The sequence below is a fragment of the Ningiella algicola genome, from assembly GCF_028401415.2.
Lineage (GTDB): Bacteria > Pseudomonadota > Gammaproteobacteria > Enterobacterales > Alteromonadaceae > Glaciecola.
In genome coordinates, this window is record NZ_CP171821.2 from 2,041,119 (window position 1) to 2,053,762 (window position 12,644).

General features: G+C 43.9%; 10 protein-coding genes and 1 riboswitch. Of the genes, 6 read left to right on the forward strand and 4 right to left on the reverse strand.

The window, feature by feature from the left end; all coding sequences use genetic code 11:
• Positions 1–203: 203 nt before the first annotated feature.
• The 4 genes from ccoG to PN836_RS08950 all read left to right on the forward strand — a co-directional run bounded on the left by ccoG (position 204) and on the right by PN836_RS08950 (position 5,912).
• Positions 204–1,643, forward strand: a complete 1,440-nt coding sequence (gene ccoG, locus PN836_RS08935; RefSeq protein WP_395344887.1) for a cytochrome c oxidase accessory protein CcoG — start codon at positions 204–206, stop codon at positions 1,641–1,643.
• A complete protein-coding gene (locus tag PN836_RS08940) occupies positions 1,636–2,622 on the forward strand; it encodes a serine/threonine protein kinase (protein WP_395344888.1) in 987 nt (328 codons plus the stop codon). Before ccoG ends, PN836_RS08940 begins: the two co-directional genes overlap by 8 nt.
• A 274-nt stretch (positions 2,623–2,896) precedes the next feature.
• A riboswitch (cobalamin riboswitch) is annotated at positions 2,897–3,137 on the forward strand.
• Between the two features lie 52 nt (positions 3,138–3,189).
• Positions 3,190–5,133, forward strand: a complete 1,944-nt coding sequence (locus PN836_RS08945; RefSeq protein WP_395344890.1) for a TonB-dependent receptor plug domain-containing protein — start codon at positions 3,190–3,192, stop codon at positions 5,131–5,133.
• Positions 5,134–5,258: 125 nt separating this feature from the next.
• A complete protein-coding gene (locus PN836_RS08950; RefSeq protein ID WP_395344892.1) occupies positions 5,259–5,912 on the forward strand; it encodes a thiol:disulfide interchange protein DsbA/DsbL in 654 nt (217 codons plus the stop codon).
• 325 nt (positions 5,913–6,237) lie between these two features.
• On the opposite strand, the gene PN836_RS08955 is transcribed toward PN836_RS08950, so the two are convergent.
• Positions 6,238–7,803 (reverse strand): SulP family inorganic anion transporter, encoded by a 1,566-nt coding sequence (locus PN836_RS08955; protein ID WP_395344894.1) that lies wholly within the window; start codon positions 7,801–7,803, stop codon positions 6,238–6,240.
• A 193-nt stretch (positions 7,804–7,996) separates the two neighbouring features.
• Between PN836_RS08955 and PN836_RS08960 the strand changes: the two genes are divergently transcribed.
• Entirely contained in the window at positions 7,997–10,063 is a 2,067-nt protein-coding gene (locus PN836_RS08960; RefSeq protein WP_395344896.1) for a putative bifunctional diguanylate cyclase/phosphodiesterase, read from the forward strand.
• Here the strand turns inward: PN836_RS08960 and PN836_RS08965 are convergent.
• Positions 10,058–10,378: a BolA family protein gene (locus tag PN836_RS08965; protein ID WP_395344898.1), complete on the reverse strand. Its 321-nt coding sequence runs from the start codon at positions 10,376–10,378 to the stop codon at positions 10,058–10,060. The two genes, PN836_RS08960 and PN836_RS08965, sit on opposite strands and share 6 nt — an antisense overlap.
• A 4-nt stretch (positions 10,379–10,382) precedes the next feature.
• Entirely contained in the window at positions 10,383–11,021 is a 639-nt protein-coding gene (locus PN836_RS08970; protein WP_395344900.1) for an alpha-ketoglutarate-dependent dioxygenase AlkB family protein, read from the reverse strand.
• A gap of 115 nt (positions 11,022–11,136) precedes the next feature.
• Between PN836_RS08970 and PN836_RS08975 the strand changes: the two genes are divergently transcribed.
• On the forward strand, positions 11,137–12,294 hold the full coding sequence (locus PN836_RS08975; protein WP_395344902.1) for a methyltransferase: 1,158 nt from the start codon (positions 11,137–11,139) through the stop codon (positions 12,292–12,294).
• 9 nt (positions 12,295–12,303) lie between these two features.
• Here the strand turns inward: PN836_RS08975 and PN836_RS08980 are convergent, their stop codons facing one another.
• Positions 12,304–12,639, reverse strand: a complete 336-nt coding sequence (locus PN836_RS08980; RefSeq protein WP_395341776.1) for a hypothetical protein — start codon at positions 12,637–12,639, stop codon at positions 12,304–12,306.
• Between the last annotated feature and the right edge of the window lie 5 nt (positions 12,640–12,644).

Here is a 12,644-nt window from a genome sequence, read left to right on the forward strand (position 1 = left end):
TGTGTAAATAAAACATAGTTACAGGAAAAATCAAGCAATTTGGGTATTACAGAACATACCAAAGCATTTAATTTGCTGTTACACATGCATAAGTTTCACTGCTCTTTTCATAAAATTTACAGCGCACTGATACGATTTATTGATCTCGGTTAACAAATCACGCCATGCCCTTGTTATACTCTACCCACTTGAAGGGATAAAGTATGAACGAAAAGATCCGCATTAAAGACGTCACGCCGGTTAAAATCGCAAAACCAAAAGACGCGCTTACCAAACCAAACTATTCGGCTCGCAGCCGCATATACGTGCGCGCGGTCGAGGGCATGTATGAAAACATTCGCCGCCTTTTCGGACTTATCTTTCTAGGTGCGTTTGCAGTGGTACCATGGTTGCAGTACGAGGGACAGCAGGCAATTCTTTTGAATATTGCCGAGCAGCGTTTTAACTTCTTTGCTATTACCTTGTGGCCGCAGGATCTGACTATATTAGCTTATACCCTGATTGTTTCAGCCTTTGCTCTATTTTTTATTACGACCTTTGCTGGTCGCGTTTGGTGTGGTTTTATGTGCCCACAAACCACCTGGACCTTCATTTTTATCTGGTTTGAAGAAAAAATAGAAGGTGCCCGCAACAAGCGCATGAAGCTTGATCAACGTAAAATGGACGCGGATAAATTCATTCGCAAATCATTGAAGCACTTTTCATGGGTCAGCGTGGCTTTACTTACGTCGCTTACTTTTGTGGGTTATTTCACGCCCATCGACGAGCTTTTCATCAACTTCTTTACCCTCAACAACAGCTTTTGGCTGACATTTTGGGTACTGTTCTTTACCTTTTGTACATATGCTAATGCTGGATATATGCGCGAAATCATGTGTACTCACATGTGTCCATATGCACGTTTTCAATCCGCTATGTTTGATAAAGACACCTACACGGTGGCATACAATAGTCAGCGCGGTGAAAAGCGCGGCCCTCGTTCGCGCAAAATGACGGTCGAACAAGTGCGCGAGAAAGGGCTTGGCGATTGTATCGATTGCAACTTATGTGTGCAGGTTTGCCCGACAGGCATCGATATACGCAATGGCTTACAGTATGAGTGCATTAACTGCGGCGCTTGCGTGGATGCTTGTAACGGCGTAATGGAAAAGATGGGCTATGAAAAGGGCTTGATAAGTTTTACGTCTGAACATGAGCTTAAAGGCGGCACAACCCACATTTTCCGTTCCAAACTCGTGGGTTATGCGGTGGTGCTTTGCGTTATGACTGGCCTGCTTATCACGGACATCGTCATGCGCGTTCCGCTTGAAGTCGATATCATTCGAGATAGAAACTCCCTCGATCGCGAAACAAACGAAGGGCTCATCGAGAACGTCTATACCTTAAAGATTCTCAATAAGTCCCAACAAGACCGAAGCTATACCGTTGCAGTAAAAGGCCTTGAAGGCGCACAGTATATTGGTGACGACGTAGTATCAGTAAAAGGTGGTGAAGTATTCACGCTCCCTATTAGCGTTGCAAGCGACCCTTACAATTTGGAAGTCGGTACGCAAAAAATATATTTTCATGTGAGCACCACCGACAGTGAAGGTGATATCATTGAGGTAGAAGAACCAAGTACGTTTATATTTACCGGTGTCTGAATTTCATTTTACCCAACTCACCCCTGAGCTTATTCTTGATGGCATTGAAAGCCTTGACGTCCTTGTGGCATCAGGACTGTTGCCGCTAAATAGCTACGAAAACAGGGTCTATCAGTTCCTTGCTGAAGATTCAAAGCGCTATGTGGTAAAGTTTTATCGCCCCTTGAGATGGTCAAACGAACAAATTCTTGAAGAGCACAAGTTTAGCCGCCTGCTGCTTGAAGACGACATACCCGTTGTCGCTCCGCTTGCCATTAATGGCCAAACCCTACATCAACTCGGCGATTACCGCTTCACTCTCTTCCCTTCTGTAGGCGGAAGACAATTTGAAGTAGATAACTTCGACCAACTTGAATCAGTGGGGCGAATGCTCGGCAAAATGCATCGCATCTCTCACACAAACACGTTTAAACATCGTCCGCCATTGAGCTTGGAAACCCATTTAAGCACCCCGCTAGCAACCCTGAAACAATATCAGATTGTTCCAGCACATCTGGACACCGCATTTTTTACCATCATCGAGCAGCTAATTGCCCGCACGACCGAGCGCTATCAACATGCGATTGCAAACTGTGATGAAGGATTCAGGTTGCATGGGGATGTGCACCCCGGCAACATCTTATGGCGAGACGGCCCAATGTTTGTGGACTTCGATGACTGCCGCAATGGTCCAGCCATCCAAGACTTATGGATGATGCTAAGCGGCGATAGACAAACTCAGCTATTGCAACTCGACATACTGGTAAGTGCTTATGAAGAATTTCATGAACTTGACTATAAGCAGCTTCATTTAATTGAACCCTTACGCGCCATGCGCATGGTTCACTACATGGCATGGCTCGCTACTCGCTGGCAAGACCCAGCCTTCCCAAACGCTTTCCCTTGGTTTGGAGAGGATAAATACTGGGAAGGGCAAATCCTCGCACTTAAAGAGCAATATGCCGCACTTGATGAGCCGGTTTTAAAGTTGGGGTTCTAGAAGCAAAACTGTTGCGTGCGCTAGCTTGTAATTCAACCATTCGATGTAAAACCTCCGTCGATTTTTGACCTAGCTTTTAGCCTGAAGGAGGGCTCGTGCCTTTCCCAAAGTCTCCAAAACCAAGGACGGTTTTGGTGAAGCGTTCAGGGATGACGCAGAGCGACTTTGGGAAAGGCACGAGCCCTCCTTCAGGCTAAAAGCTAGGTCAACCCTTCAAACATCAATAATGCATATCTAATACCTTAATGCGCCTTGTCTATTCATGCGAATACCGTAAAGTAATGTACGACGAGGTGCTTTCAGGCTGAAAACTTGAAAGTTAAACGGGAAACAGGTGCAAAACCTGTGCTGCCCCCGCAACGGTAAGCAACAAAATAGCGACTTAATATATTCAAGGACATCGCGCTACAAATGATGTTCGTGAACGAAATGATCACTGTATTGCTATACGAATATGGGAAGGTCAATAAGTCGTGTTGTGAGCCCGGATACCGGCCTAGTTAAGCAAATGCTGAATGCATTTTTTTACTATGACATTGCTCGGTGGGAGCAATAACAAGGACTAACATGGACTTTCAAAAAACACTAATTGCGCTTGCTATCAGCGCCGTTGGCGCTTTGGGCGCGCCCTATTCAAAAGCTCAAAATTTACCCGCTAATACTGCAGCAAATCAAGCAACTGAGACGATAAGCGTGATTGGCGCTCGCACGCCTACGCCACAGAAACTTATTGCAGGGTCAATCAGCACAATAGATTCCGCTCAAATTAACGCCTCAGGTGCCCTGAATATCACTGATTTATTGCGCACGGTACCTAGCATGAACATTTCACAATCTGGACCACTTGGCGCACTAACAGAAGTCAGGTTTCGAGGCTCAGAGAGTAATCACGTGTTGGTATTGGTAGACGGTGTCGAGATAAACGACCTTGGTCAAGGGGGATTGGTTGATCTCTCTCATATCATGCTATCTAACGTTCAAACTATCGAAGTACTTAAAGGCGAGCAAAGTGCGCTTTGGGGAAGCGCGGCTATTGCAGGGGTGATTAGCATCACCACTAAAACTGCAGGCTTTTCTGATACAGATACCCAGAAAGCTTCACTCAGCGCACGCTATGGCAATAAACAAACAGGTCAGATTCAAGGCAGTATTAAGGGTAATATGGATAAATTGCGTTATGGCTTAAGCCTCTCCCATCTTGACACCGAGGGCCAAAATATTGCCAGAAGCGGCGACGAAAAAGACGGTTATCAGAACACCACAGGCTATGGCTCATTAGGATATGCGATGAGTCAGCAAAATCGAATTGAATCCCAGTTTAGATGGGTGGACTACACCAGCGACTTTGACAGCACTGATTTTGAAACTGGCCTAATTGCCGACGCTGACAATTATTCTAAGGGCGAACAAATCTCCCTAGCCCTTAACTGGTATTTTACGCCTGAAAAGAGCATATGGTCACAATCGCTTTCCTATCAATTCTCACAGCAAGAAAACGACAACTTTAGCAATGGCGCTTTCACCGGTTCAACCCAAGGTCAAAAACAACGAATTGTGTACAACCATAATTTTGCCCTCTCCAGCGGGCAAATCAATGCGGGTGTTGAATCGGTTAGCGAAGATTTTGAGCAAAGAGGCCCGATAAGCTTTGGCGACCCGAATCAAAACCAAAGCAACACTAGCTTGTCGTTTATTGCTGATGGCACACATGCGTTTAATCACACATTGTCGGTATCAGGGAGTATTCGTTTTGACAACAATGAAGAATTTGATGACGCAAGTAGTTTTCGTTTAGGGCTCGTGTATCAGCCGCTAGAGAATGTAAAAACATTTGCTAGCGTGGCCAAGGCGATTAAAAACCCAACGTTTACCGAACGCTTTGGTTTTTTTCCAGGTACGTTTTCTGGAAATCCTGACCTGATCCCCGAAGCCTCTCGCTCTGTTGAGATTGGGATTGAAGCCGAATTGGGAGATATGGACTACACTCTGTCTTGGTATCAATCAAGCCTCGAAGATGAAATTCTAGGATTTGTGTTAGACCTTGATACGGGTGTGTTTACCGCTATGAATGCCGCAAACGACAGCACGCGAGAAGGTTTGGAGCTGAGCATATCGCAATCACATGATAAACTTAAGTGGTCATTTAGCTATGGATATCTGGATGCTAACGAAGAAAATAATACGCCTTCTCAACAAAGCGAACTTCGGCGAGCACGTCATACTGGCTCTGCTTGGCTGTCTTACGACATTGCAACGAATCAGAGTATTTACTTGCAGGCAGATTACACAGGCAGTCGACTTGACCAGTTTTTCCCACCCTTTCCACAAGAATCTCAAATAGTAAGTTTAGACAATTATTGGCTTGTGAGCGCAAACTACCGCTATTCTTTTAGCCAGCACCTTCAGATAGGTGTGCGATTAAGTAACGCATTTGACGCAGACTTTGAGGATGTTGTGGGCTTTGTAGGTCAATCGCGGCGTATAAATGCAGAGTTGGTATATCACTGGTGATACGGTATCCTTCGCTTATCACAAACACAGATTAAAATCGCATTAGGTAAGTCGACGCAGTTTTTTTTAGGGAACTAATAATTACTCTGCGTCTCTTATTGTCACTTTTATTTGAGGAATTTTACATGCAGTACACGCAAAAATATATTATGGGCTTTTTTGCATTAGGTTTATTCGCACTTTTGTTGCCTATGCAAGCCTGCTCTCAGGTTGTGCAATGGGAAGAAGGCACGCATTACGAAATCATTTCTGACGAAGCCACTGCGAAACCCGAAGTGAAAGAGTTTTTCTCATTCTGGTGCCCTGCGTGTTATCGATTTGAGCCAATTGCAAAACAAATCGAAAACAAGCTAGCAGAAGACGTGGCGTTCGATAAGGTACATGTGAATTTTATGGGTGGAATCGGACCAGATATTCAGGACACGGCGACTAAAGCTATGATGATAGGTCGCTCATTAGATAAAGACGAAGCACTCAATGCGGCTATATTTAACTATATTCATGAGCAACGCGCCATCGTGACAAGCTTAGATGACTGGAGAAAAGTGTTTGTCGTCAATGGCGTAGATGGGGAAGAATTTGATAAGCTTGCTAAAAGCTTTAGCATAAACAGCTTAGTAGCGCGAAACAAAAATGAGCTTGAAGCTAACCGTGCAAATGTAACAGGCGTACCCACGTTTATCGTTAATGGAAAGTACAAGGCTATCTTTAGCCGTGACCGCAGTATGACGATGGACGATATGGTGAACTTAGTCGTGTGGTTAAGCGAACAAGACTAACACTTTGGAGCTCATGGTCTATGCTCTAGTATTGATATCTCCTGTCTAATGGGCCTAACTAAGACAAAAAAAGCGACTTCAAGTGAGTCGCTTTTTTATTTTCAAGTTTTTGTACTTAACCTGAATCCTGTTTAAAAAATGGTGCAAGCGCTTGTTTCACATACTTAAATTAGTTTTTACACTCAGTGCTGCTAGAATTGTGAAGGACAAGGCGCAAAAGTCACGTAATAGTTATTCTATTGCTGGCTTTTGCAACGCAGTAATTCGCAATTCTAGCGGTGCTGAGCGCCGTTTCTTAAACAGGATTCAGGTTACTTAGCTCCTTCTAACCCAATTCATCCGACACAATTCGATAGCGAGGGTCTTCATTCACGTTAATTTCAACGTAAGCGCCAGCCTTCTTCAACAAGGTTTGACACTCTTTGCTAATGTGTCTGATGTGTAACTTTTTCCCCTGCTTTTCGTACTTATCCGCAAGGCTATCTAAGGCATCGATTCCAGAGGAATCCCAAATTCGAGACTCTTTGAAATCAATCACCACATCGTCTGGGTCATCTTGTATAGAAAAGATATCCCTAAAGTGAGATACAGAGCCAAAAAATAAAGGGCCATCCAAATCATAGACCTTCCAACCATCACTATCTACATGGGTTCGCGCGACAATATGGGTCGCATGTTTCCACGCAAATACTAAGGCAGATACAATTACGCCGACAACCACGGCAATGGCTAAATCCGCAATCACGGTAATACCCGTGACCAAAAAGAGAACAAAAGCATCCTCTTTGTTCACGCCACGCACAATTCTAAAGCTTGCCCACTCAAAGGTACCAATGACCACAACAAACATTACGCCGACCAAGGCTGCAAGTGGAATCATTTCAATCAATGGCGCCGCAAACAATATAAATGCTAACAACACCAATGCTGCTGTAATACCGGACAAGCGACCACGACCGCCCGAATTAATATTAATCATGCTTTGCCCAATCATGGCACAGCCACCCATGCCACCGAAGAATCCGTTCACCGTGTTGGCAACTCCCTGACCCACACATTCTTTGTTTCCTCGCCCTCTGGTATCCGTCATTTCATCAATTAGACTAAGGGTTAATAGAGATTCAATTAGCCCCACAAGGCATAAAATAACAGCGGTAGGCAAAATGATATAAAACGTTTCCAAATTAAAGGGAATCACAGGAATGGCAAACGAAGGCAGTTCCCCCGCTAACGTAACCGTATCTCGCTGCGCTGCTGGCACCATATCGCGTACAAAATCAATCACCGTTCGAGCTTCTAAATCTAAGCCATGTACTAACAAGGTCACGCTGACAATGGCTACCAGTGAAGCGGGTACAGCAGTGGTGAGCTTCGGTAGCAAGTAGATTATGGCCATTGTAAGGAGCACTAAGCCTAACATCCAATACAGAATTGTGCCGGTCATCCACGATAAGTCTCCCATTGCATCAGTCACTTTGAACTGCCCTAATTGCGCTAGGAAAATGACAATAGCCAGGCCATTAACAAAGCCTAGCATGACTGGATACGGCACGAGACGGATGAATTTACCCAGCCGGAATACGCCCGCTAACACTTGCAAGATACCCGCAAGAATGACCGCAGCAAATAAGTACTGTATACCGTGCTGAGCAACCAAGGCCACCATGACAACTGCCATGGCACCGGTCGCGCCCGAAATCATGCCCGGGCGTCCGCCGATGGCAGAGGTAATTAAACCCATCATAAATGCCGCATATAAACCCACCATAGGTTCAACGCCCGCGACAAAAGCAAATGCGACGGCTTCAGGCACAAGCGCTAACGCTACAGTGATGCCAGATAAAACATCATTTTTCACGTTACCTTGGGTGCCATTAATAATATTAAACATACTTTCTCTGTGGTTATTTCATAAACGGCGCGAGTGTAGCAGAAATTATGAACAAGGTCTTTTAACAGATTGTTAATTACCCGCTGACAATCATATAGAGGCGTTTTAATACACCGTTATTTATAACTTGAAAATTTTGCGCAATGGCCGATAACAAAGAATCTTTATTTCTTATATTAATATCTGAAGCTTGATGAAGCGTTTTACGCACATTCACTTTATTTCTGCCTTGTGCATCACCTCAGTAGTGTTGTTACTATGCTATGTATTTGGTGCCTTTGAAATACGAGAAAATGCTTTCAAATCAAACATCATAAAAGGTGTTCATCAAGTCTATCAGGGCGGCACGCTATCTGACGTTACCATGAGAGATTCTCTTGTGGACGTTATTTGCATTTTCCCGAACCAAAATCCTGATCCTTTCTGCGGCGCTTCATTACATACGCACGAAAAAGTAGGTACTGGCGTAGATTTGAGCAACTATACCGCCATAGAGCTTCGTATACGCAAACGTTCAGATCATGATAATCAAAAAGTGAAGTTGTCACTCAAAAACTTCAATCCTTCCTACTCAACGCTTGAAGACTATACATCGCATAAATTTAATAGCGTAGAGTTTTACTTAGACCAAGAAGATGAAACATACGTTGTGCCGCTAGACTATTTCCAAGTAGAAAGCTGGTGGCAAACTCGCTATAACGTAGAGTTCGATACGGCACAGCCTGAACTTACCAATGTTCAAACCTTCGAACTCATTTGGAAAGACCCAAGCCCCAAAAGTGTTTACCGCCTTGAAATTACGGATGTGGTCCTGCACGGTGAGTTGCTTGAGTTGAACCACATTCTTGGGATCATCATTACCATTATGGTGCTGGTAATCTTCCTGTTGGTTGACCGTCAGCGCGCAAATCAGCGCCTCACCTCATTTATTGACCCGCTTACAAAACTGCTCAATAGAAGAGGCTTGGTTGATTGGCTCGAACGCAAAATAGGACATAACGCTCAAGAACGCAGTCTCGCTGTGCTTTACATGGATATTGATGACTTTAAACATACTAATGATTCCTACGGTCACTACGTAGGTGACTTACTGCTCAAAGCCTTTTGTAAAAGTGTTAATGAATGCATTAAATCGAGTCATTCTGCAATCAATCGCGGGAAGCTTGTTCGCCTATCGGGGGATGAATTTATTGTTGTTGCCGTGGATGTTGACAGCGAAGATGCTACTGCTTTGGGCGAGGCAGTACTTAAACGATTAGTTACACCCATTAAGCTTGATGGTAATCCAATAAAAATTAACGTTAGCATGGGCGTTGCATCGATGTACATGAGCACACCTGACACCAAGGAAATTTTCAGACAGGCAGATGCAGCAATGTACTTCGCTAAAAAACGAGGGAAGAATCAAGTAAAAGCCTATGATGAGTCGGTTGAGAAGGAGCAAACGAACCGTCAGAAAACAGCCGATAAAGTCCTTCATGCCATCAACAATGATGAACTTGCCTTACAGTTTATGCCTATTTTTGATACCGACAAAAAACAAGTTACACAAGTTGAAGTACTACGAAAAATTGCATCTCCTCGGCTGCCCGATTTCAGCGAGGAAGAGTTAGCGAGCATTGCGACAGAGTTTTCACTGCACGAACAATTAGATGCTTGGGTCCTTAAAAAGACGCTTCGCTATTTGAGCCAATATTCATCTGAACTCGATTTGCTTGGACTGAAGTTTTGCATCAATGTTAGTGCTTCAGAACTTCAAGATAGACACTTTAGCGATTATCTGCTGACTTTAATTGAGCAATATCAAGTAGCACCGAGCTCACTTTGTATAGAAATATCAGAAATTAATACGATGGCGGATCACGACAACGTTGTGATTGCGTTTAATGCGCTTCATCAAGCGGGGCTTACACTAACAATCGATAAGTTTGGCAGCAGCCATACGATTTTAAGTCATTTAATTGAGTACCCCATTGATTCAATCAAAATTGATAGAAGGCTAATTGAAGGCCTAAATACTGCTCAAGATAGTGATAATTCCAATGACTACATCAAAGCGCAAGGGTTAATTAAATCATTAATAGGCTTCGCTAAAAACTGTCAATTTCAATGCATTGCTGATGGCGTTGACACGCTCGAGCAGTTTTATTTGCTAGAGAAGCTTCAATGCGACCTTATTCAGGGTTATTTGTTTTCTGAGCCTTTAAGCTTCGAAGAACTGATGCAAGGGCTTAAAAGCCAGCTCAACACTACGCTATAAATTCGTCCCGCCCAAACAGTTTGGAGATTCAGGAACACTGCCATGTTTGTCTGTCCACTCTTTATGCGTAAATGTATGCAGAGCAAGCGCATGCACCGGACCGGCCAACTCTTCCTCAAGCGCCTTGTTTACCATACGATGCCGCTGAATTAGACGAAGAGAATCAAAGTTCTCACTGACGATTGTCACCTTAAAATGCGTCTCAGAATTTGGCGGTACGGAATGCATGTGACTTTCGTTTTCAACCTTGAGTAAGGCTGGCGAGAGCGCTTCGCTTAGCTTGGTTTCAATGGCTTTTTGTACGGTTGTATTCATATCTTCACTTTATTTGTCTAAAGGTAAAATTTAGTCTCGGCCCAAGCAATTTTTTGCTTTTGTTGATGCCGTGATGCCAATATCGCTGGGTGTCGCCGCGCATGATGAGAAGCGAACCATGTTCAAGCAGCAAACGCTGTTTTTGTTTTGTTTTGATGTGTTTAAAATCAAAGTTTCGCAACTCCCCCAAGCTTACCGACGCGATAACGGGTTGAGCACCAAGCTCTGGTTCATTATCTGAATGCATACCCATACTATCACTGCCATCTCGATAGTAATTTGCGAGCACAGAATTAAACTGAGTTTGACAGCTTAATTCACAGTACTTCTTGAGCTCCTTAAGTTTTGATTCCCATGGCAGTGGCGACATCGATAACCCAGAATAAGCATAGTCACTTCCCTCATCCCCATACCATGCCTGCAACCTTGGTACCTTACAGCTTTTTCCAAACATTTGTATGCTAACCTGCTGCCATTGTAAATGCTCAATGAAATAAGTAAGCAATCGATCCGCTTGCTGTGACTTAATCCATGACTTGCAATACCAGACATCCGCATCTTCCATATCAATGCGTTTAAACTCTCGTTTAATGGGCATATCACTACCAACAAGGGCATCGAACATCAATTGACTGTTTTGCATACGGTTTATTTTACATAAATGATGTTATTATTCGTTTATTACGCATCAACATACCCACATCTTACGCTTGAACACAAATACATACTTCAACAGTGCGCAAAAAGCTCTGACGCTTATGAGATTTCCTGACCAGCATCCACGTTCTTCCTTACAGGCATGGGACAGCGCCGACGAATACCTTTTGCAATACCTTTCTGATGAGCTAGATGCAAACAGGCTTGCGCCAGCTGACTTTAGTCAAATGGCCATTGTGAATGACGATTTTGGCGCGCTTGCTTGCGCCTTAAGTGAGCACCATCCCATTGTTTACACAGATTCGCATATGTCTGAGCTAGCAATTTATGCAAATGCTCAGCGTAATAAACTCGGCGAAATCAAAGTACGCAATGTTTTGAGTTTAAACGAAGCACCCGATCAAAAATTATCATTGCTCATAATAAAACTGCCTCGTTCCATGTCCATGCTCGAACAAGCGCTTATTTTGCTTCGCCCCCTGATTGACGAAAACACAAGCATCATTGCCTGTGCCAAGGTCAAAGCGATCACATCAAATGTGCTTAAGCTATTTGAAAAATTAATCGGCGAGACAAAAACATCGCTGGCGAAGAAAAAGTCTCGACTTATTTTCTCGAAGCTATCGGTAAGCGAAGAGCAGGCGTTGGCTAACGCGAACAGTTTTCCCACGCAAGTAAAGGATGAGACCTTGCCCTTTACCCTTTTCAACCATGCAAATGTGTTCTGCAGAGAGCATCTAGATATAGGCGCTCGTTTGCTACTTAAAAATATGCCCAATGGAACCTTTTCGCACTGCATAGACTTAGGATGTGGAAATGGCGTCTTAGGGACGGCTTTTGCCTTAGCCAATCCCCATACGAAAGTCAGCTTCGTTGACGAGTCATATATGGCGGTGGAATCTGCGAAATTAACCGCTCAAACAGCGCTTTTAGATCAGGCTGCGCACGCAGAGCAGGAGCTCGATTTCACTGTAAGTCATTGCCTCTCAAGTTTAGTTGAAGCTAACGACGAACACCGTTGGCAAGAGCCTGATTTAGTGCTTTGCAATCCACCGTTTCATCAACAAAATGTGATTTTGGATGATATCGCCTGCCAGATGTTTGTTGACGCACATGAGGTACTGACCACCAAAGGAGAGCTGCGTGTAGTGGCAAATCGACACTTAGATTACTTCCATAAGCTAAAACGTTTATTCGGTCACTGCGAGCTTATTGCTAGCAATCGGAAGTTTGTTGTATTGCGAGCAGTGAAGTTGTAATGTAAGCGATCATTTTAGACCGTTCTTTACAACCGTTTGATTTAGGTCTAGTGGTGCAGCGCTAATATGCCTGACTATGCCTGCCGGTACTTTGTGATGTGTTTTTGCGTTGTCGTTGGCAATCAACACCGTTTTTCGGTTTTTCTTAAGTAACGTGCCGGTGACTGTCGTGCCGTCATGAGTAAATTGCACTTTCATACCAGGTCGTAAGATGGCAATCGCGGCTTCGTCTTGCTGCTTTTGTAGCTCATCGATGCGCTCACATACAAATTGATTGAGTATATATAGTTGGTCAATGGATAAATGGCTGATGTCTATCGTGGTTTTGATGTCTTTATTTGTCATGGTGT

What these genes read in the sequence shown, in the direction of transcription:
- PN836_RS08955 (WP_395344894.1), bottom strand. Translation starts at nt 7,803, where the DNA reads ATGTTTAATATTATTAATGGCACCCAAGGTAACGTGAAAAATGATGTT.
- PN836_RS08950 (WP_395344892.1), top strand. Translation starts at nt 5,259, where the DNA reads ATGCAGTACACGCAAAAATATATTATGGGCTTTTTTGCATTAGGTTTA.
- PN836_RS08970 (WP_395344900.1), bottom strand. Translation starts at nt 11,021, where the DNA reads ATGCAAAACAGTCAATTGATGTTCGATGCCCTTGTTGGTAGTGATATG.
- ccoG (WP_395344887.1), top strand. Translation starts at nt 204, where the DNA reads ATGAACGAAAAGATCCGCATTAAAGACGTCACGCCGGTTAAAATCGCA.
- PN836_RS08945 (WP_395344890.1), top strand. Translation starts at nt 3,190, where the DNA reads ATGGACTTTCAAAAAACACTAATTGCGCTTGCTATCAGCGCCGTTGGC.
- PN836_RS08960 (WP_395344896.1), top strand. Translation starts at nt 7,997, where the DNA reads ATGAAGCGTTTTACGCACATTCACTTTATTTCTGCCTTGTGCATCACC.
- PN836_RS08965 (WP_395344898.1), bottom strand. Translation starts at nt 10,378, where the DNA reads ATGAATACAACCGTACAAAAAGCCATTGAAACCAAGCTAAGCGAAGCG.
- PN836_RS08975 (WP_395344902.1), top strand. Translation starts at nt 11,137, where the DNA reads ATGAGATTTCCTGACCAGCATCCACGTTCTTCCTTACAGGCATGGGAC.
- PN836_RS08980 (WP_395341776.1), bottom strand. Translation starts at nt 12,639, where the DNA reads ATGACAAATAAAGACATCAAAACCACGATAGACATCAGCCATTTATCC.